Raw genomic sequence first — 20198 nt, 5'->3', positions numbered from 1 at the left:
ATGCCGGGAAGGAGTTGGGGTGGCGGGCGCAGAGCAGCGATCGGTCGCACATGAAAATCCTGCACCGCCCCTAAATCACCGCGCGGGTCGCGGCGCGGCATTACCATCGCACCACCGCAACTTCCCGTTTGTGGATTAAACACGGTTGGTTGTTCAATTGACTCTTCGGCCGAACCCGATCATGCGCGCCTTATCATCATCGGGGGACGTATGAGCGAACACGGTAACGAGACCTCGCGCTCGACGGAAAGCGTCATTGCCGCACAGCGCGCATTGCTGCTGACGGAGTTCGGCAAGCATGTCGGCCGGGGCGATCCATACGCGATCATCGACTTCCCCGATCACGGCAATGTCGGCGACAGCGCGATCTATCTCGGCGAACTGTCCGTCCTGCGCGAGCTGACCGGTCGCGATCCCAGCTATGTGGCGAGCCTCGCGCGGTTCGACGCCGATGCGCTGCGCCGCGCGGCACCGACCGGGCCGATCTTCCTGCATGGCGGCGGCAATTTCGGCGACGTTTGGCCGCGCCACCAGCAATTCCGCGAAAAGATGGCGCGCATCTTCACCGATCGGCGGCTGGTACAGGCGCCGCAGTCGATCCAGTTTCAGGACGACACGGCCATTCAGCAATGCGTCGACTCCTTCGGCGCGCACCCCGACTTTCACCTGATGGTCCGCGATCGACACAGCGTCACCTTTGCACAGGAACGGCTCGGCCTGTCCCCAACGCTGGTTCCCGACGCGGCGTTCGGCATTGGCCTGTTGCCGCGCCCGGCGACGCCAACCCACGACGTCGTCATGCTGCTGCGCACCGACAAGGAAAAGGTGAACCTCGACGCTAGCCTCTTGCAGAGCATCCCGAATGCGCGCGAAGCCGACTGGCGGGCGGAGTCGCCGAAATCGCGGACATGGCAACGCCGTTTCGCAAACGCCCGCGCGATCGCGACGGGGGCGTTGACCAAGAGCAAGCGGCAGGTTTCGGTCTACAACTACCTCGCCAACCAGCGGTTCGATCGCGGTGCACGCGTATTGAGCGACGGGCGCAAGGTCATCACCGACCGGCTGCACGGTCACATCATGTGCACGCTGCTCGACATCCCGCATGTCTACCTCGACAATTCCTACGGCAAGATCGGCCGCTATGCCGATGCATGGACCAAGGGCCTGCGCATCGCGCGTCAGGCGACCTCGGCACCGCAGGCCGTCGACCTGCTGAAACAAGTCGGAAACTGAGGACGCCATGACCGACCCGGAATTCAGTGTCATCATCTGCACGCTGAACCGTGCCGCGCAGTTGCCGCTGGCACTCGACGCGCTCGCCATCGCGGTCGGGCGCGCGCAGCAATCGGTCGAGGTCGTTCTGGTCAACAACGGGTCGACCGACGATACGCAGCAGGTCATGGAACGCTGGGCGGGCGGGCAGGCGGTGCCGGTGCGGATCGTAGTCGAGGAACGGCGCGGGCTGTCGTGCGCGCGCAATGCCGGACTGGCGGCGGCGCGCGGGCGGATCATCGTCATGACCGACGACGACTGCACGCTGGAACCCGATTATTTCGACCATGTCCGTGCCGCCTATGCCAAGGACCCGCGCGACGTGATCCGGGGCGGCATGGTCGGCCTCGGCGATCCGCGCGACATTCCGTTCACGACCAAGCGCGCCGCCAATCCCGCCGAACTGGGACCGACGGCGATGCCGAGCGGCTTCATCATCGGCGCGAACTTCACGATGCAGCGCGCGGTTGCGCAGAGGATCGGCACGTTCGACGAACGCTTCGGCGCGGGCGCGGCGTTCGTCGGGTCGGACGACACCGATTATCTGGTGCGTGCGCAGGATCTGGGCATTCCGATCCTGTACGATCCGACCTTCCGCGTGGATCATTATCATGGCCGGCGCGGGCTGGACGCGGCGCGGAAGATGTATCGCGGCTATGGCTTCGGCAACGGCGCGCTGTTCGCCAAGCATCTGGGACAGAAGCGGGTGCGCAGCTGGATGGTCGAAAGCGTCCGCGCCGCGCTGCGCGATGTGCTGGGCAAGTCGCAGCACGACCTGATCAAGAACCGCGACCTGTTGAAGCTGAAGCATCAGGTGCGCGGTTTCGCCGCGTATTTCCGCCACAAGGGGTGAACGGTCAGCTCCTCCCCGGCACGGGGAGGATTTGGTGCGCTTGCTACCGGCAGAACCGTTCGTGCTGAGTAGGGGCTGAGCGCAGTCGAAGACCCGTATCGACAAGCTCGACGGCTACTCGGGAAGAACGGATTGGGTGATACCGCTTACGGTCACTCCACCGTCACGCTCTTGGCCAGATTACGCGGCTGGTCGACATCCGTCCCCTTGGCGACCGCGACATGGTACGCCAGCAGCTGCACCGGCACCGCATAGACGATCGGCGCGATCAGCGGGTGGACCTTGGGCATGGTGATGGTGGCGATGCAATTCTCGCCCGCCGCCTGGATGCCGTCATAGTCGGAGATCAGCACGACCTTGCCGCCGCGCGCCTGCACTTCCTGCATGTTGCTGACGGTCTTGTCGAACAGCGGCCCCGACGGGGCGATGACGATCACCGGCACATGTTCGTCGATCAGCGCGATCGGCCCGTGCTTCATCTCGCCGGCGGCATAGCCCTCGGCATGGATGTAGCTGATTTCCTTCAGCTTCAGCGCGCCTTCCAGCGCCAGCGGATAATCGGTGCCGCGCCCCAGATACAGCACGTCGCGGGCGGCGGCGATGACGCCCGCCATCGCCTCGATCGATTCATCATAGGCGAGCGCGCCGTTGATCGATGCGGGGGCCTCGGCCAGATGGCGGACGATGGTCCGCTCCTCGGCCTCGCTCAGCCGCCCCTTGGCCTTGGCGAGGTTCGCGGCGAGCGCGGCGAGGACGGCCAGCTGGCAGGTGAACGCCTTGGTCGATGCGACGCCGATCTCCGGCCCGGCATGGGTCGGCAGCAGCAGGTCGGCCTCGCGCGCCATGGTGCTGGTCGGCACGTTGACGACGACGGCGATGGTCTGGCCCTCGCTCTTGGCATGGCGCAGCGCGGCGAGCGTATCGGCGGTCTCGCCCGACTGGCTGATGAACAGGGCAAGGCCGCCCTCCTCCATCACCGGTGCGCGGTAGCGGAACTCGCTGGCGACGTCCAAGTCGACCGGCACGCGGGCGAATTGTTCGAACCAGTATTTGGCGACCATGCCGGCATAGAAGCTGGTGCCGCAGGCGACGATGGTGACGCGTTTGATCCCCGACAGGTCGAAATCGGGGATGGGCAGTGTCACCTTCCCCTCGAACCGCTGCAGGTACGAGCGCAGCGTCTGGGCAACGACGATCGGCTGCTCGTAAATCTCCTTCTGCATGAAGTGGCGGTGATTACCCTTGTCGATCAGCGCGCCGGTGACGCCCGACAGTGTGACCGGGCGGTCGACGGGATTGTTGTCGCGATCGAAAATGTCGGTGCCGTCGCGGCGGCAGACGACCCAGTCGCCCTCCTCCAGATACGCGATACGCTGGGTCAGCGGAGCGAGCGCCAGCGCGTCGGAGCCGAGATACACCTCGCCCTCGCCATAACCGACGACCAGCGGCGAACCGAGGCGCGCGCCGATCAGCAGGTCGGGATGCCGGCGGAACAGGATGGCAAGCGCGAAGGCACCGTGCAGGCGCGGCAGGATCGCCTTGACCGCGTCCGCCGGCGACAGTCCGGCCTCGACCTGTTCGCTGACCAGATGGGCGACGACTTCGGTATCGGTTTCGCTGGTGAAGACCCGGCCGCGCGCGGTCAGTTCCTCGCGCAGCGGTTTGAAGTTTTCGATGATGCCGTTGTGGACGACCGCGATCTCGGCCGTCGCATGGGGATGGGCGTTGTTGGTGGTCGGCCCGCCATGTGTCGCCCAACGGGTGTGGGCGATGCCGACATGGCCGGGCAACGGGTGCGCCGCCAGTTCGGTGGCGAGGTTCTTCAGCTTGCCCGACGCGCGGCGACGCTCGATCGCGCTGCCCTCGACCGTGGCGATGCCCGCCGAATCATAGCCGCGATATTCGAGGCGCTTGAGCCCGTCGAGCAGCCGGTCGGCAACGCTGTCGGTGCCGATGATGCCAACAATTCCACACATATCGCTCTCTCCGGCGGGATTATTTCTTGGACTTGGCGGCCTTTGCCGCCGCCTGCCGCGCGCGGAAGCGCTTGGCCCAGCCGGGGTGGTCGGCGCGCTCGGCACGGACCAGCACCAGCGCGTCGGCCTCGACATCGCGGGTCACGGTCGATCCGGCGGCGACCAGCGCGCCGGCACCGATCGATACCGGCGCGACCAGCGCGCTGTTCGATCCGATGAAGGCACCCTCGCCGATATGGGTCCGGTATTTGAAGAAGCCGTCGTAATTGCAGGTGATCGTACCCGCGCCGATATTGACGTTCGCGCCGACGATCGCGTCGCCCAGATAGGTCAGGTGGTTGGCCTTGGCCCCCGTGCCCAGCGTCGTGTTCTTCACCTCGACGAAATTGCCGACGCGGCTGCCCTCGCCCAGCGCCGCGCCGGGGCGCAGCCGGGCATAGGGGCCGACATCGGCCTTCGATGCGACGCTCGCACCTTCGAGATGGCTGAAGGCGTGGATGATGACATCGTCGGCGATGGTCACGCCGGGACCGAACACCACGTTGGGCTCGATCGTCACGTCGCGGCCGAGTTTGGTGTCGTGCGCGAAGAACACGGTGTCGGGCGCGACCAGCGTGACGCCATCGGCCATCGCTTGGCTACGCCGCTTCGCCTGCCACGCGCCCTCGACCGCCGCCAGTTCGGCGCGGCTGTTGATGCCGGCCACTTCGTCGGCACCGGTTTCGATCACCACCGCACCGCGCCCATCGGCGATCGCCAGCATGACGATGTCGGGCAGGTAATATTCTCCCGCAGCATTGGCATTGCCCACCCGGTCCAGCAACGCCCACACGTCGCGGGCATGCACGGCGGTCACGCCGCTGTTGCACAGGTCGACCGCGCGTTCGTCCGCCGAAGCGTCCTTGAACTCGACCATCTTGGCGATGTTGCCCGCGTCGTCGGCGATGATCCGACCGTACGCGGCGGCGTGCGGCGGGCGGAAGCCGAGCACGGCGACGGCCGGCTGGTCCTCTGCCGCCAGCCGGGCGGCCAGCCGCGCGACGGTATCGGCGGACAGCAGCGGCGTGTCGCCGAAACAGACGAGGACGATGCCGTCATGATCGGACAGCGTGTCGCGCGCCTGCAACGCGGCGTGCGCAGTGCCGAGCTGTTCGCGCTGCCACGCGATCTCGACGCCGCGCCCGGCCACCGCCGCCTCGACCTGTTCGCCGACCGCGCCGACGATCACGACCCGGCGCGAAATGCCGGCGGCGTTCAGGCTGTCGAGCAGGTGGAACAGCATCGGCTGTCCGGCCAGCGGATGCAGCACCTTGTGCCTCGACGATTTCATGCGCGTCCCCTGCCCGGCGGCAAGGATGACGGCGGCGATCGGTTGCGCGTTCATGGGGCCGCTCCTTGGCATACGACCCTTGCCAATTCCATATCACGCGCGCCAAAGCGGACCAGATGACAAAGATTTCATTCGATATCGTCGGCTTCGATCTCGACGGGACGTTCGTCGATACCAGCGGCGACCTGACCGATGCCGTGAACCATGCGCTGGCCGATGCCGGACGGCCGCCGCTGACGCGCGAACAGGTGATCCCGATGATCGGCGGCGGCGCGAAACACATGCTGCGCCAGGGCATGGAGGCGACCGGCGGCTGCGACGAAGCCGAACTGGATCGGCTCAACCGGCTGCTCCTCGACTATTACGAAGCGCATATCGCGGTGCATTCGCGGCCGTTTCCGGGTGCGATGGCGGCGCTCGACGCGCTCGAGGCGGGCGGGGTCAAGGTCGCGATCGTCACCAACAAGCTGGAGGCGCTGGCGCGGCGGTTGCTGGACGAACTCGACCTGACCCACCGATTCGGCTGCATCCTCGGCGGCGACACGCTGGGGCCGGGCAAGTCGAAGCCGGACCGGGCGCCGATCGATGCGATGATCGAACGCTGCGGCGGCGGACGCGCGGCATTCGTCGGCGATTCGCATTTCGACATCGATGCCGCGCGCAATGCCGGCATTCCGTCGATCGCTTGTTCGTTCGGGTTCATGATGCAGCCGGTCGCCGAACTGGGTGCCGATGCGGTGATCGATCATTTCGACGAGCTTATCCCGATGCTGGCGCGTTTGTCGGCCTGAACTTCCCTCACCCAAGGATTTGCCATGCCCCGCCCCGTCGCCCTCATCACCGGCGCATCGTCCGGTATCGGTCTCAGCTTTGCGCATCATCTGGCGCGGACCGGCCACGATCTGGTCATCGTCGCCCGGCGCGAGGACCGGTTGCGTGACCTTGCCGAGCAATTGTCGGTCGACCACGGCATCGATATCGAGGTGATCGTCGCCGACCTTGCCGACCCCGACGATCTCGACGTGGTCGAGGAACGGCTGGAGGCGGGCGAGCCCGTCGCGCTGTTCGTCAACAATGCCGGCTTCGCCGCGATCGGCAAGGTGGGCGAAGGCGACCGCGAAGACATGACCGATATGCTGTTGCTCAACGTCGTGGCGTTCAGCCGGCTGGCCGATGCGGCGATGGCCGGCATGAAGCGGGATGGTCGGGGGACGATCATCAACGTCGGATCAGGCACGCTGTTCACGAAGATGCAGACCTATGCCGGCTATGGCGCGTCCAAGGCCTATGTCGCCTATTATACCCGGGTCATGCAGACCGAGACCGCGGACAGTGACATCCGCGTCCAGCTGCTGATCCCCGGCGTCACCGCGACCGATTTCCACCATGTCGCGGGCAAGAGCGTCGACGACTTCCCGCCCGAACGGGTGATGGAACCCGACGATCTGGTCGTCGCCTCGCTGCGCGGCCTGGAACTGGGTGAGCCGGTTTGCATCCCGTCGCTGCCCGACGTCGCGGACTGGGACGCGCTGGTCGCGGCGGAAGCGAAGGTCGCCCCGAACGCGTCGCGCGACAAGGTGGCGGAACGGTATCACGGCTGACCGCTCCTCCCCGGCACGGGGAGGGGGACCGCCGCGAAGCGGTGGTGGAGGGGGTTCTCCGCGCAACGGGACGGTGCCGTATGCCGATACCCCCCTCCACCAGCTGCGCTGGTCCCCCTCCCCGTGCCGGGGAGGATTTTGGCCAATTGTTAAACTCCTGCCGCTAGGACACACCGCAGCAGCGGCCAATTCCGGTCGTGGGGGGTCGTCGATGCGCAAGCAGGTGCAGCGGGTGTTGGTTGTCTTCGGCACGCGCCCCGAAGCGATCAAGCTGTTTCCGCTGATCCATGCCCTGCGCGCGCATCCCGGCTTCGACACGCGCGTCGTCGTCACAGCCCAGCATCGCGAGATGCTCGATCAGGTGCTGGCCTTTGCCGGCATCGTGCCCGACATCGACCTGGACATCATGACCGCCGGCCAGTCGCTCGACGCCCTGACCGCGCGGTTGCTGAATGCGCTGGGGCCGGTGTTCGATGCCGAGCGGCCCGACCGGGTGATCGTGCAGGGCGACACCGCGACCGCCATGGTCGCGGCGCTGGCCGCTTATTATCGCAAGGTGCCGGTCGCGCATGTCGAGGCGGGCCTGCGCAGCCACGATATCTATCACCCTTGGCCCGAAGAGGTGAACCGCAAGATCGTCGGCAGCATCGCCGACCTGCATTTCGCCCCGACCCGGACCGCCGCCGACGCCTTGCTCGCCGAAAACGTGCCGCCGTCGCGCGTGCAGGTCACCGGCAATACCGTGATCGACGCGCTGCACATGGCGCGCGACCGCATTGCCGCCGACCCGCGGCACACCGCCGGACTGGACGCCATCGCCGAACGGTTCGCGGGCAAGCGCATCCTGCTGGTCACCACCCATCGCCGCGAGAATTTCGGCGGCGGCATGGACAGCATCGCCCGCGCCATCGCCTGCATCGCCGAGCGCGACGATATCGGCATCGTCTTTCCGGTGCATCCCAACCCGCAGGTGCGCGGCGTGATGGAGGCGATGCTCGGCGATCACCCGCGCGTGGCGCTGCTCGATCCGCAGGACTATCCGCAGTTCGTCCGCCTGCTCGACCTGTGCTACCTCGTCCTCACCGATTCGGGCGGCGTGCAAGAGGAGGCACCGGGCCTCGGCAAGCCGGTGCTGGTCCTGCGCGAGACGACCGAACGTCCCGAAGGGGTCGCCGCCGGCACCGCCCGGCTGATCGGATCGGACGAGCACCGCATCGTCGCAGAGGTGACGCGGCTGCTCGACGACCCGGCCGCTCATGCCGCCATGGCACGGGCGCATAATCCCTTCGGAGACGGCCATGCGTCCGCACGCATCGTGGAGACACTCTATGCTTGAACAGCGGATCACCGCCGCCGACAGCTATGACGTGTGCGTTGTCGGCCTCGGCTATATCGGCCTGCCGACCGCCGCCGTCGTCGCCCGGTCGGGCGCGCGGGTGATCGGGATCGACGTCAGCCAGCGCGTGGTCGACACCGTCGCGCGCGGCGACATTCATATCGAGGAAGCCGATCTCGACACGCTGGTGCGCGACGTCGTACTGCTCGGCCGGCTGACCACCGCGACCACCCCCGCCCCGTCCGACGTGTTCGTCATCGCGGTGCCGACGCCGTTCGGCCCGGGTCATGCGCCGGACCTTTCCTATGTCCTGAACGCCACGCGCGCGATCGCGCCGGTGCTGACGCCGGGCAATACCGTCATCCTCGAATCGACCTCGCCGGTCGGCACCACCGAACAAATTCGCGACCTGCTGGCCGAACTGCGCCCCGATCTGTCGCTGCCCGGCGTGTCCGAAACGCCCGACATCGCCGTGGCCTATTGCCCCGAACGGGTGCTGCCGGGGCGGATTATCCTCGAACTCGTGTCGAACGAACGCTCGATCGGCGGGATCACCCCGGCCTGTGCCGAGGCGGCGTGCGATTTCTACCGCCGCTTCGTCGAGGGGGCCTGCACCGTCACCACCGCGCGGACGGCGGAGATGGTCAAGCTGGTCGAAAATACCAGCCGCGACGTCGCCATCGCCTTTGCCAACGAATTGTCGATCGTGTGCGACCGGATGGACCTGAACGTGTGGGACGTGATCGAGCTGGCCAACCGCCACCCGCGCGTCAACATCCTGAAGCCCGGCCCCGGCGTCGGTGGGCACTGCATTGCGGTCGACCCGTGGTTCATCGTCGATGCCGCCCCCGAACAGACGCCGCTGATCCGCACCGCGCGCGAGGTGAATGACGGCAAGGTCGACCATGTCGTCGCCCGCACCGCCGCACTGCTCGATGCCGCCCCCGAAGCGCGCGCGTCGCTGCTGGGCCTCGCGTTCAAGGCGGATATCGACGACCTGCGCGAAAGCCCGGCGGTAAAGGTCGCGGCTGCGCTGATCGAACGGTTCGGCGACCGGATCGATCTGGTCGAACCGTTCGTCAGCAGCCTGCCAAAGGCGCTGGCGGGCGGGCGGCTGGTATCGCTCGACGATGGGCTGGCGAACGACATTCTGGTCGTGCTGGTCGACCATGGCGTGTTCAAGCGGGTGCCGGCGGAGGTTCGGGTCGGCAAGCAGGTGTACGATACGCGGGGCATGTGGCGTTGAAGGTTTAAGGGGGTTCACGCGGAGGCGCGGAGACGCGGAGTAGAAGAAGGTTTGATTTTCACGCAGAGGCGCAAAGGACGCGAAGATGTTGCGCTCGCCGCGACAGCGGCCCTCTCTCGTTGGGCCGCCGAAAGAGAAAAGGCTGCGCCAGACAGGCTGAGATGGCCCGGTCCACAACCCCTCAGCGTCCTTTGCGCCTTTGCGCGAACAACCTCTTTCTTCTCCGCGCCTCCGCGTGAACCAACTACTTCTTCCGAAACTTCGTCCACAAATGCCGTGCCAACATCGCTGGCGGCATCCGCAGCCAGTGCGACCGGACATAGAAACCGAATTCGGTCCCCCGATGCCGCAACCGCCCCCAGCCATCGCGCGCCAGCAGCCGCCGGACGAACAGCGCATCCGAAGCGACCGGCGCGAACTCTTCCAAAGGCGTCCCGAAAATTCGCTTCGCCAGCCGCAACGCCCGCGCCGTCGCCGGAACCAGATCATGCCGCCCGGCGCGCGCCATCAACCGATCGACGAACCCGCCATCGTCGAACTCCCGCACCAGCCGGTCGATATCCCACAGGTTGCGCAGGCCACCCTGCAAATCGCCATCAACGAACAGATGGGCAGCGGCATGGATCACCATGTCGGCGGGCGACAACACGGACAGCCCGTTGCCGAGCGGCACCGCATCGGCGATCAGCAGCGCCGCATCCGGCGTCGGCCGCGCGGTCGGGGGCAGGATGGTGTGGTGGACGTCGATCATTCGATCCCGCTCGCGATGGATCAGCGGCGGCAACTCGTGCATCCAGCGGCGATAATAGGCGTCGTCATACGGGTCGGGCTTGACCCATTCCCACCCCGCCGCCAGCAACGCCGCCTCGACCGCATCAAGGGCGTCGCGCGGCACGAGGATGTCGAGATCGCCTATCGACCGCCCCCGCCCCGCATCCAGCCCGGCGGCGACGAACGCAGTCCCCTTCAACAGCACGACCGGCACCCCGAGTGGCGCAAGCGCACGGCGCGCCATCTCCGCCTCCCACAGCGCCGCGACCCGCCCCTGTTCGGCCGACGCCCGCGCATCGGCCATGATCCGCGCGGCGGCGGGCGGCATAGCGATGCCGTCAAGCCGGGTGGCGAGGCTGCCGATCAACTGCTCCGCTCGCGCCGCCGCAATCAGTGCGTTCCAGCTGTCGGGGGAATCCAACCCGTCCCACAGGGCAGGATCGGCGAGCGCGCCGGCAAGGCGGGCATCGGTCATGCCAGCGCGCCCCACAGCCGCTCAACCAGCGCAAGCCCGGTATCCGTATCGGCATAGTCGATCGCCCGCACCGGCACGTCCTGCACCAGCCGCCCCAGCGCGCCGAATCCGCGCTCACCCATCGCGACATAATTGGTCGATGCCTGGGTCAGCCGCACGAACGTCTCCGCCGCGCCGACCGCCCGCACGGCCTGCGGTCGACCGAAGGTCGGGAACAGCAGCAGCGCCGGTACCGCCGGTCGATCCATCGCCGCGATGGCACTCGCGTCGGGGACCAGATGCCGGATATCCCCCTTGGGCGTTCCCGCCAGCAACGGCCCGAACCGTGCGTCGGGGGCGGCAGCCTGCACCACCGCGATCGCCTCGTTCTTCAGGCTGATGAGCCGGGGGAAGGCATGGACCAGCCCGTTGGCGGGGTCGATCAGCGCGAACTCGTCACCCATCAGCCGCCAGCCGCGCGTCATCAGCAGCGCCGCCAGCGTCGACTTGCCCGCGCCCGACACCCCGCTCAGCAACAGCGCCCGCCCGCCCCGCTCGACCGCCGAGGCGTGGAGCAACAGATAGCGGCGTTGCGCCAGCGCCATCTGCAAATTCATCCCCATCTCCGCGGCCAGCAGCCCCTGCGCCAGCGGAAGCGGCAGCGCGTCGGGCAGCATATAGTCGCCGCCGATCATCACCGCCGGCCGGACAAGGCGCCGCCACGGCCGTGCCGCGAACAGGCGGACGTTGAAATCGGCGATGCCCCCCTCGGGCAGCGGATAGTCACGATACAGATCGTCCAGCGCCGCGATCGGCGCGCGCCAGTCGCTGCCGACCCGGAACCCTACCGGGCCGATGCGCAGCGTCCGGCTATGCCGCATCGCGCTCGACCAGTCCGATCGCCGCCAGTTCGTCGAGCCGCGCGGTAAGCGCCGTCAGATCGCCGTCGGGCAGGTCGTACCGCTCCGCCAGCGCCGCCAGCAATTGCTGCGGCGTCAGCGGATCGGCCAGCAGCGCGAGCATCTCCGGCACCGGCGGTGCCACGACATGCGTCTGCCCCGACGCGCGGTGATAGATCGCCGTCAGCGGATCGAGCGACAGGATCAGCACATGCCCCGGCGGTGGCGCGCGATAGCGTGCGCCCATGCGCGTCAGCCGCGCGGCATCTGCAACGATGCGAAGCAGGTGAAGCCGCTGGTCCCGTTCTGCAACCGCTGGACATATTTCATATAGGCGCGGGTCGTGTCGCCATCGGCACCCGGCAGGTTCGCGCCGTTCATGGCGCGCTTCACATCCTCACCGGTGAACGGTCGATTGGCTCCGGGAAACGCCCCCGGCGTGCCCGGCGCGACGACGCTGCCCTCGGCATCGATCATCTGTCCGCGCCGGGCATTGTCGGGCACCGGAATTTCGCAGGTCATCACCGACGCCTGGGTCTGCGCCAGTGCCGGCCGGATCGATACGACCGCCGACGCCCCCGCCGCGCCGATCAGCAGCGTGCGCCGCGTGGTCGCGGCACCGGGCGTGGCGGGAGAATGCGGATCGTCGGACATGCGAGGCATCTTCCTGAACCCGCGCGATTACGCAATCGTAAAGACGGACACACTGGCCTAAGGCGACACTTGCGCCTAATCGGGGGCGATGGACGAATTCGGCCCCCGCCTGCCCCTCGCCATCGCGCTTGCCGTCGGCGTCGCCCTGCTGGCCTTTCTGCTGGGCGCGGACATCAACGCCAGCGCGGTGGTGCTGGTCGGGGCGGTCGCCGCGGTGCTGGTCGCCGGACTGCACACCCCCGATCGCGGCACGACCGAATCGTCCGATACCGCGCGGCAACACGGCTCCGCTGCGACGCAGGCGGCGATCGACGCCATCGACGAACCGATCCTCGTCGTCGTCGCCGGTCATGTCGAGGCCGCGAACCCGGCCGCCCGCACGCTGCTCGGCCAGCATATCGTCGGCGGCGACGTCCGCCTTGCCATCCGCCATCCCGCCGCCGCCGAACGCCTGTTCGGCAACAGCGACGATCCCGAACCGGTCGGGCTGGTCGGCCTTGGTGCCCGCGACCAGAGCTGGGAGATGCGGGTCCGTGCCTTGGGCGGCGAGCGGCGGCTGGTCCATCTCGCCGACCGGACCGGCAATCGCGCGACGGAACGGATGCGCGTCGATTTCGTCGCCAATGCCAGCCACGAACTGCGCACGCCGCTCGCCTCGCTGCTGGGGTTCATCGAAACGCTTCGCGACGAAGCGGGCGAGGACCCCGCAGTGCGCGAACGCTTCCTGAAGGTCATGAACGACGAGGCGCGGCGGATGCAGCGGCTGATCGACGATCTGATCTCGCTCAGCCGGATCGAGGCGGAGAAATACCGGCCGCCCGACCAGACGGTCGACCTGTCGGCGATGCTGCGCGCGGTCCGCGACGAAGTGAGCGCGACCAACCCGGCGCGTGGGGCCGACCTGTCGCTGCTGGTCGAACCGGCGGTGACCGTGATCGGCGACCGCGCGCAATTGTCGCAACTGCTGCACAACGTCATCGGCAATGCGATGAAATATGGCCGCGCCGGCACCCCGGTCGAAATTCGGCTCGCCCCGCGCGATACCATGGCCGAACTGGTGGTGCGCGATCATGGCGAGGGGGTGGCGATCGATCATCTGCCGCGCCTGACCGAACGATTTTATCGTGTCGATTCGGGACGTAGCCGGGCACTGGGCGGCACCGGCCTCGGCCTCGCCATCGTCAAGCACATCGTCGAACGGCATCGCGGGCGGCTCGATATCGGCAGCGTCGTCGGCGACGGCACGACGGTCAACGTCCTGTTGCCGCTGCACACTGTCATGAAGCCGTAACGCCATGGTAACAGAGCACGGCAGAGCGTCGCGAATGACCGTATACGCCTCTGGAAACCGGAACCGCATGACCCGTCGGATCGCGTCCGTCCTGACCCTCGGCCTCGCGCTCGTCGCTTGCGAGCCGCAGACGTCGCGCGACCATATCCGCGTCGTCGGGTCGTCGACCGTCTACCCCTTCACCACCGCCGTGGCCGAAATGCTGGTCAATGCGAACCCCGACCTGCGCGCGCCGCTGGTCGAATCGACCGGCACCGGCGCGGGTGCGTCGCTGTTCTGCGCAGGCGTCGGTCCGCAGCATCCCGATATCCTCGACGCGTCGCGCCGGCTGAAGAAGTCGGAATATGCCACCTGCCTGTCGCACGGCGTGAAGGACATCATGGAGGTGCAGGTCGGCGTCGACGGCGTGGCGCTGGCCGAATCGAACAATGGCCCCAAGCTGCAACTCAGCAAGCGCGACGTGTATATGGCGCTGTCGGCCAATCCGCTGGGCAAGCCCAACACCGCGCGGATGTGGAACCAGATCAATCCGGCGCTGCCCGCCATTCCCATCCAGTTCTTCGGCCCCCCCGCGACCAGCGGCACCCGCGACGCGCTGGTCGAACTCATCATGGTCCCCGCCTGCGAAGCGGCGGTGCCGGGGGTGAAGACGTTGAAGGACAGCGACAAGGATCGCTACGAAGACATCTGCACCCGCATCCGTGAGGACGCGGCCTATGTCGACAAGGGCGAGAACGACAATCTGATCGTCCAGAATCTGTCGACCAACCCCAATGCGGTCGGCATCTTCGGCTATTCCTATCTCGAGGAAAACAAGTCGCGGCTGCACGGCGTGCCGATCGATGGCATCGCGCCCAGCTATGACAGCATCGCCGGCGGCACCTATCCGGGCGCACGCCCGCTATTCATCTATGTGAAGAAGGCGCACATCAAACCCGTGCCCGGCATGAACGACTTCCTCGCCATGTATGCCAGGTCGTGGGACCCGGGCGGTCCGCTGACCCGGCGCGGCATGATCGCCGCCCCGGCGGCGGTCCGCGCCGAATCGGCGGCGGAGATTGCGAACCAGAGGCCGATGAACCCGGCGGAGCTGCACTGATGCACGGCGTCACGCTGATCCTGTTGGTGCTGGGGTTCGGCGGGATCGGCTGGATGGTCGCCTGCGCCCGCGCCGCCCGGTTCGCCAAGCCCCTTACCGCTGCCGATCGCCCCAATTCGCTGCCCGGCCAGCATGGCTGGCACATGGCGATCTGGATCGCCGCCCCGGCGCTGCTGTTCCTCAGCATCTGGAGCGCGGTGTCGCCGACGCTGGTCCGCGATTCCGTGCTGTCGACGCCCGCCGCCACCGGCCTGCCCGGCCCCGGCTTCGAACGCTCGGCGATCCTTGCCGAGGCGCGCTCGCTGGCGCTCGGCAACGCCTATGGCGCGTTCAATCCCCAGGCGGAGGTGCTGGCCCCGGCCTATGCCGACGCGCAGAGCCGCTACGACTGGATCGGCACCACGCTCGCCATCCTGCTCGCCTTTGCCGGCGGCGCCTTCGCCTTTACCCGCATCCGTCCCGATTATCGCGCGCGGACGCAGGTCGAGCGTGCGGTGATGCTCGCGCTGCTGGTCGCGTCGCTGATCGCGATCCTGACCACGCTCGGCATCTTCCTGTCGCTGGTGATCGAAAGCTGGCGGTTCTTCCGGATCGTGCCGGTCACCGATTTCCTGTTCGGCACCAACTGGAGCCCGCAGGTCATCCGCTCGAACGATCCGGGCGCGACGCTCGGCGCGGTGCCGCTGTTCTGGGGCACCTTCTTCATCGGTGCGGTGATCGCGATGATCGTCGCCATCCCGTTCGGGCTGATGAGCGCGGTCTACCTGACGCAATATGCCCGGCCGACCGTCCGCAAATGGATGAAGCCGATCCTCGAAATCCTCGCCGGCGTGCCGACCGTGGTCTATGGCTATTTCGCCGCGCTGACCGTGGGTCCTGCGATCCGCGACCTCGCGGTCATGCTCGGCATGCCGTTCGCCAGTTCGGAAAGCGCGCTCGCCGCCGGGCTGGTAATGGGAGTGATGATCATTCCGTTCGTCTCGTCGATGGCCGACGATTCGATCGCCGCCGTACCGCAGTCGATGCGCGACGGCAGCCTCGCCATGGGGGCCACCACCAGCGAGACGATCGGCAAGGTCCTGCTCCCTGCCGCATTGCCGGGCGTGGTCGCGGGCGTCCTGCTCGCGGTCAGCCGTGCGATCGGCGAGACGATGATCGTCGTCATGGCGGCATCGGGCGCGGCGTCGATCACGCTCAATCCGTTCGAAAGCGCGACCACCGTCACCAAACAGATCGTCGACCTGCTGACCGGCGAGGCCGAGTTCGACAGCCCGAAGACGCTCGCCGCCTTCGCGCTTGGCCTCACGCTGTTCGCGATCACCTTCCTTCTCAACGTCGTCGCGCTGCGCGTCGTCAAACGGTATCGGGAAGCGTATGAATAGTCCTGCGAACGTCGCCGGATCGCCCGCGATCGATCGCGACGTGCCCGCCCGTGTCCCGGAACGCGTGCCGACCGACTGGAAGACGGGGGTGATGCAGAAACGCATCCGCCGCCGCTATGCCGCCGAACGCCGTTTCCGCTTTTTCGGGCTGGCCGCCGTCGTCCTGTCGGCCGGGTTCCTCGCCTTCCTGCTGGTTACCATGTTGATCAGCGGCGCGGGCGGGTTTCAGCGGACGCTGGTCGCGCTGCCGATCGACTTCCCGACCGCGGGGATCGAGGTCAAACGGTCGCAGCTGCAGGGGCGTGGCGCCGATCTGGCGCTGGCCGGCGCGGGTGTCGAAAACGCCGTCAACGGCGCGGCGGCGGCGGCGTTCGGCGAGGACAACCGCGTCATCTCGGACAGCGCATGGCTGACCGTCCGCGACGCGATCAAGGCCGACCCGTCGATCCTGTCGCGCCGGGTCACCATCCCCGTCCCCGCCGCCCCGGCGGTCGAGGAAGCCGCCAAGGCCGATGGCGATCCGCAGGCGGAGGCACTGGTCGCGCGGCTGGAACAGGCCGGCACGATCTCGACCGGGTTCAATGCGGACTTCTTCAAATCGGCCGATTCGACCGATCCGACGGCGGTCGGCATCTGGGGCGCGCTGAAAGGCTCGCTGATGACGATGTTGATCACGCTGGCGATCGCGTTCCCGGTCGGCACGCTATCGGCCCTGTATCTGGAGGAATACGCCCCCCGAAACCGCTGGACCGACCTGATCGAGGTGTCGATCAACAACCTGGCCGCCGTTCCCTCGATCATTTTCGGCCTGCTGGGGCTGGCCGTGTTCCTCGGCACGCTCAACCTGCCGCGCTCCGCGCCGATCGTCGGCGGGCTGACGCTGGCGCTGATGATCATGCCCGTCATCGTCATCGCCGGGCGCAACGCGATCAAGGCGGTGCCGCCGTCGATCCGCGACGCCGCGCTGGGCATCGGCGCGTCGAAGGTACAGGTCGTGTTCCACCACGTGCTGCCGCTGGCACTGCCTGGCATTCTGACCGGCACGATCATCGGCATGGCCCGCGCGCTGGGCGAAACCGCGCCGCTGCTCATGATCGGCATGCGCGCCTTCATCAGCCAGCCGCCACAGGGGTTCGCCGATCCCGCCACCGTGCTGCCGGTGCAGATCTTCCTGTGGTCCGATCAGGTCAGCCGCGGCTTCATCGAAAAGACCAGCGCCGCGATCCTCGTGCTGCTGGCGTTCCTCCTCGCGATGAACGCGCTCGCCATCTATCTCCGCAATCGCTTCGAGACCCGCTGGTAATGACCGACACCACTCTCTCCAACGCCGTGCCGAAGCTGTCCGCGCGCGGCGTCGACGTCTTCTATGGCCAGAAACAGGCGATCAAGGACGTGTCGATCGACATCGCCATGGAGCATGTCACCGCGTTCATCGGCCCGTCGGGCTGCGGCAAATCGACCTTCCTGCGCACGATGAACCGGATGAACGACACCGTCGCCTCGGCCCGCGTGACCGGCGACATCCGGCTGGACGGCGAGGATATCTATTCCCCCGCGATGGACGTGGTGCAGCTGCGCGCCCGCGTCGGCATGGTGTTCCAGAAGCCGAACCCCTTCCCCAAATCGATCTACGAAAACGTCGCCTACGGCCCGCGCATCCACGGCCTCGCCGCGTCGAAGGGCGACATGGACGGCATCGTCGAACGTTCGCTGACCCGCGCCGGGCTGTGGAACGAGGTCAAGGATCGCCTGTCGGACAGCGGCACCGCCCTGTCGGGGGGGCAGCAGCAGCGACTGTGCATTGCCCGCGCCATCGCCGTCGATCCCGAAGTCATTCTGATGGACGAACCGTGCAGCGCGCTCGATCCGATCGCGACGGCCAAGATCGAGGAACTGATCCACGAACTGCGCGGCCGCTACGCCATCGCCATCGTCACGCACAACATGCAGCAGGCTGCGCGCGTGTCGCAACGCACCGCCTTCTTTCATCTCGGCACGCTGGTCGAATATGGCCGTACGTCCGACATCTTTACCAACCCCCGGCAAGAGCGCACAAAAGACTATATTACGGGGCGTTATGGTTGAGGGAGACGAGATGGCGACCGGCCACGAACACACCGTCAAGGCATTCGACCGCGATATCGGGCATTTACGTGCGCTGATCTCGCAAATGGGCGGCCTCGCCGAACAGGCGATTAGCGACGCGATGCTGGCACTGACCCGCAACGACCCCGCACTTGCCAAGCAGGTCCGCGCGCAGGACAAGGCGATCGACGCGATCGAGGCGGAGGTCGAGAAGCTGGTCGTCCGCGTTATCGCGCTGCGCGCGCCGATGGCCGACGATCTTCGCGAGGTGGTCGCGGCACTGAAGATCGCGGCGGTGATCGAACGCATCGGCGACTATGCCAAGAACATCGCCAAGCGCGTGTCGTCGATCCATGGCGAAACGCACGACCCGCGCATCGAACCGCTCAGCATCCTGCCGGCGATGGCACAGCTCGCCGCCGACATGGTCCATGACGTGCTCGACGCCTTTTCCGCGCGCGATGCACAGGCGGCGGTGGAAATCTGCAAGCGCGACAATGCGCTCGACGATTATTACAACAGCATCTTCCGGGTGCTGGTGACCTATATGGTCGAAAACCCCAAGACGATCAGCCAGGTCGCGCACCTGCTGTTCGTTGCCAAGAACCTCGAACGCATCGGCGACCATGCGACCAACGTCGCCGAAATGGTCTATTTCGCCGCGACCGGCCGGACCTTGGCCGAGCGTGAAACTTCCGAATTCGCAGGATAATCATGACCAAGGCACGCATGTTGCTGCTGGAAGACGATGCGGCGCTCGCCGAACTGATCGCCTTTCATTTCCAGCGCGAGGATTTCGAGGTCGTCCGCACGCATGAGGGCGAGGAAGCCCTGCTCCTCGCGCGTGAGGCGACGCCCGACATCGTCCTGCTCGACTGGATGGTCGAGGGGTTGTCGGGGATCGAAGTCTGTCGTCAGCTGCGCCGGCAGGCCGAAACGCAGAACGTACCGATCATCATGCTGACCGCGCGCGGCGAGGAGGAGGACCGGGTCCGCGGTCTCGAAACCGGCGCGGACGATTATGTCACCAAGCCGTTTTCGCCGCGGGAACTAGTTGCCCGAGTCAACGCCGTGCTCCGCCGCGTCCGCCCCGCGCTGGCAGGCGAGGCGCTGACCTATGCCGATATCGAAATGGACACGGTCGGCCACCGCGTCCGGCGCGGCGGCGAAGTCGTGCCGCTCGGCCCGACTGAATTCCGTCTTCTCAAACACTTCCTCGAACATCCCGGCTGGGTATTTTCGCGCGAACGGCTGCTCGATGCGGTGTGGGGGCATGATTCGGACATCGAATCGCGTACCGTCGACGTGCATATCCGGCGGCTGCGCAAGGCGATCAATATCGGCGAACGGCCCGACATTATCCGTACCGTGCGGTCGGCCGGCTACGCACTGGACGCGACCGGCTGAACACTGCACAGGAAACCTTTTCGACTTGGCTCGTTTGGACCGCAGCCTAAACGAAACAAGTCGAAAAGGAATCTTCCGATGAAGACTGTCGCTTTCATGGCCGCTCTGCTGATTGGTAGTGCCGCTGTCGCCCAGACGACCCCACCGACCACGCCGCCCGCCGATTCGACGATGCAGCCCGGTACGCCGGGTGCGCCGACTCCGCCCGCCGACAACATGACCCCGCCGCCTGCACCGATGGCACCCGATGCCAACGCTCCGGCGGATCCCAACGCGCCGCCGCCGCCCCCGCCGGCACCGATGGCAGGCCAGCCGGACCCGGCCGCCGCACCGATGGCGCCGCCCGCCCCGATGGCGAACGCACCGATGGCGGGCACCCCGCAGGTTACCTTCGCCCCGCCGCAGGTAACCCCGCCCCCGCCCGCGCCGCAGAGCTATCCGGTCTGTTCGCGGACGGTGAAGGACGGTTGCCGCAACCCCGGCGGCAAGTAACCACACCGGCCTGATGGCCGAACAAGCGCCCCGCCCTCACCGGCGGGGCG

At 67.1% G+C, this 20198-nt stretch carries 20 protein-coding genes; 14 read left to right on the top strand and 6 right to left on the bottom strand.

Annotation, left to right across the window (positions count from 1 at the left end; genetic code table 11):
• Window positions 1-210: 210 nt before the first annotated feature.
• Window positions 211-1233, top strand: coding sequence for a polysaccharide pyruvyl transferase family protein (locus tag ASE90_RS15905; protein ID WP_056002977.1), 1023 nt, complete (start codon window positions 211-213; stop codon window positions 1231-1233).
• A 7-nt stretch (window positions 1234-1240) separates the two neighbouring features.
• Window positions 1241-2125, top strand: coding sequence for a glycosyltransferase family 2 protein (locus tag ASE90_RS15900; protein WP_056002974.1), 885 nt, complete (start codon window positions 1241-1243; stop codon window positions 2123-2125).
• A gap of 152 nt (window positions 2126-2277) precedes the next feature.
• On the opposite strand, the gene glmS is transcribed toward ASE90_RS15900, so the two are convergent.
• Together glmS and glmU are read right to left on the bottom strand one after the other, a co-directional pair.
• Window positions 2278-4101 (bottom strand): glutamine--fructose-6-phosphate transaminase (isomerizing), encoded by a 1824-nt coding sequence (glmS, locus tag ASE90_RS15895; RefSeq protein ID WP_056002971.1) that lies wholly within the window; start codon window positions 4099-4101, stop codon window positions 2278-2280.
• A 19-nt stretch (window positions 4102-4120) separates the two neighbouring features.
• The gene (glmU, locus tag ASE90_RS15890) at window positions 4121-5485 is read right to left on the bottom strand and encodes a bifunctional UDP-N-acetylglucosamine diphosphorylase/glucosamine-1-phosphate N-acetyltransferase GlmU (RefSeq protein WP_056002968.1); all 1365 of its coding nucleotides are present in this window, start codon (window positions 5483-5485) and stop codon (window positions 4121-4123) included.
• Between the two features lie 62 nt (window positions 5486-5547).
• Here glmU and ASE90_RS15885 point away from each other — a divergent pair, with 62 nt between their 5' ends.
• From ASE90_RS15885 to wecC, 4 genes are all read left to right on the top strand, one after another.
• Window positions 5548-6222, top strand: coding sequence for an HAD-IA family hydrolase (locus ASE90_RS15885; protein ID WP_056002965.1), 675 nt, complete (start codon window positions 5548-5550; stop codon window positions 6220-6222).
• A gap of 24 nt (window positions 6223-6246) precedes the next feature.
• Entirely contained in the window at window positions 6247-7032 is a 786-nt protein-coding gene (locus tag ASE90_RS15880) for an SDR family NAD(P)-dependent oxidoreductase (protein ID WP_056002962.1), read from the top strand.
• A gap of 211 nt (window positions 7033-7243) precedes the next feature.
• Window positions 7244-8368 (top strand): non-hydrolyzing UDP-N-acetylglucosamine 2-epimerase, encoded by a 1125-nt coding sequence (gene wecB, locus ASE90_RS15875; RefSeq protein ID WP_056002959.1) that lies wholly within the window; start codon window positions 7244-7246, stop codon window positions 8366-8368.
• Window positions 8361-9614, top strand: coding sequence for a UDP-N-acetyl-D-mannosamine dehydrogenase (gene wecC, locus ASE90_RS15870; protein ID WP_082449869.1), 1254 nt, complete (start codon window positions 8361-8363; stop codon window positions 9612-9614). Before wecB ends, wecC begins: the two co-directional genes overlap by 8 nt.
• A gap of 244 nt (window positions 9615-9858) precedes the next feature.
• Here wecC and ASE90_RS15865 read toward each other — a convergent pair whose 3' ends face one another.
• Genes ASE90_RS15865 through ASE90_RS15850 form a run of 4 tightly spaced genes read right to left on the bottom strand, consistent with a single transcriptional unit; the run spans window position 9859 to window position 12392 of the window.
• A complete protein-coding gene (locus ASE90_RS15865) occupies window positions 9859-10860 on the bottom strand; it encodes a nucleotidyltransferase family protein (RefSeq protein WP_056003072.1) in 1002 nt (333 codons plus the stop codon).
• A complete protein-coding gene (locus ASE90_RS15860; protein ID WP_056002954.1) occupies window positions 10857-11720 on the bottom strand; it encodes an HprK-related kinase A in 864 nt (287 codons plus the stop codon). Before ASE90_RS15860 ends, ASE90_RS15865 begins: the two co-directional genes overlap by 4 nt.
• Window positions 11710-11985 carry an HPr-rel-A system PqqD family peptide chaperone gene (locus ASE90_RS15855; protein ID WP_056002951.1) on the bottom strand — a complete coding sequence of 92 codons (276 nt, stop codon included), beginning with the start codon at window positions 11983-11985 and terminating at the stop codon, window positions 11710-11712. Before ASE90_RS15855 ends, ASE90_RS15860 begins: the two co-directional genes overlap by 11 nt.
• 5 nt (window positions 11986-11990) lie before the next feature.
• Window positions 11991-12392 carry a hypothetical protein gene (locus ASE90_RS15850; RefSeq protein WP_056002948.1) on the bottom strand — a complete coding sequence of 134 codons (402 nt, stop codon included), beginning with the start codon at window positions 12390-12392 and terminating at the stop codon, window positions 11991-11993.
• A gap of 88 nt (window positions 12393-12480) precedes the next feature.
• Between ASE90_RS15850 and ASE90_RS15845 the strand changes: the two genes are divergently transcribed.
• The 8 genes from ASE90_RS15845 to ASE90_RS15810 all read left to right on the top strand — a co-directional run bounded on the left by ASE90_RS15845 (window position 12481) and on the right by ASE90_RS15810 (window position 20148).
• The gene (locus ASE90_RS15845) at window positions 12481-13683 is read left to right on the top strand and encodes an ATP-binding protein (RefSeq protein ID WP_056002945.1); all 1203 of its coding nucleotides are present in this window, start codon (window positions 12481-12483) and stop codon (window positions 13681-13683) included.
• A 67-nt stretch (window positions 13684-13750) separates the two neighbouring features.
• Window positions 13751-14782 (top strand): substrate-binding domain-containing protein, encoded by a 1032-nt coding sequence (locus ASE90_RS15840; RefSeq protein WP_056002942.1) that lies wholly within the window; start codon window positions 13751-13753, stop codon window positions 14780-14782.
• Window positions 14782-16164 carry a phosphate ABC transporter permease subunit PstC gene (pstC, locus tag ASE90_RS15835; protein WP_056002939.1) on the top strand — a complete coding sequence of 461 codons (1383 nt, stop codon included), beginning with the start codon at window positions 14782-14784 and terminating at the stop codon, window positions 16162-16164. The genes ASE90_RS15840 and pstC overlap by 1 nt, the downstream gene beginning before the upstream one ends.
• A gap of 91 nt (window positions 16165-16255) precedes the next feature.
• On the top strand, window positions 16256-17467 hold the full coding sequence (pstA, locus tag ASE90_RS15830; RefSeq protein WP_082449878.1) for a phosphate ABC transporter permease PstA: 1212 nt from the start codon (window positions 16256-16258) through the stop codon (window positions 17465-17467).
• Window positions 17467-18249: a phosphate ABC transporter ATP-binding protein PstB gene (gene pstB / locus ASE90_RS15825; RefSeq protein ID WP_056002936.1), complete on the top strand. Its 783-nt coding sequence runs from the start codon at window positions 17467-17469 to the stop codon at window positions 18247-18249. Before pstA ends, pstB begins: the two co-directional genes overlap by 1 nt.
• Window positions 18250-18259: 10 nt before the next feature.
• Window positions 18260-18961 (top strand): phosphate signaling complex protein PhoU, encoded by a 702-nt coding sequence (phoU, locus tag ASE90_RS15820; RefSeq protein ID WP_056002933.1) that lies wholly within the window; start codon window positions 18260-18262, stop codon window positions 18959-18961.
• Between the two features lie 2 nt (window positions 18962-18963).
• Complete coding sequence (gene phoB, locus ASE90_RS15815) at window positions 18964-19656, top strand: phosphate regulon transcriptional regulator PhoB (RefSeq protein ID WP_056002930.1); 693 nt, start codon at window positions 18964-18966, stop codon at window positions 19654-19656.
• 78 nt (window positions 19657-19734) lie between these two features.
• Entirely contained in the window at window positions 19735-20148 is a 414-nt protein-coding gene (locus tag ASE90_RS15810; RefSeq protein ID WP_156361621.1) for a Fe-S oxidoreductase, read from the top strand.
• The last annotated feature ends 50 nt before the right edge of the window (window positions 20149-20198 follow it).

The sequence above is a fragment of the Sphingomonas sp. Leaf67 genome (genome assembly GCF_001421965.1).
Taxonomy (GTDB): domain Bacteria; phylum Pseudomonadota; class Alphaproteobacteria; order Sphingomonadales; family Sphingomonadaceae; genus Sphingomonas.
Note: the sequence above shows the minus strand (reverse complement) of the source record. Positions and strands in the feature narration are given on the sequence as shown.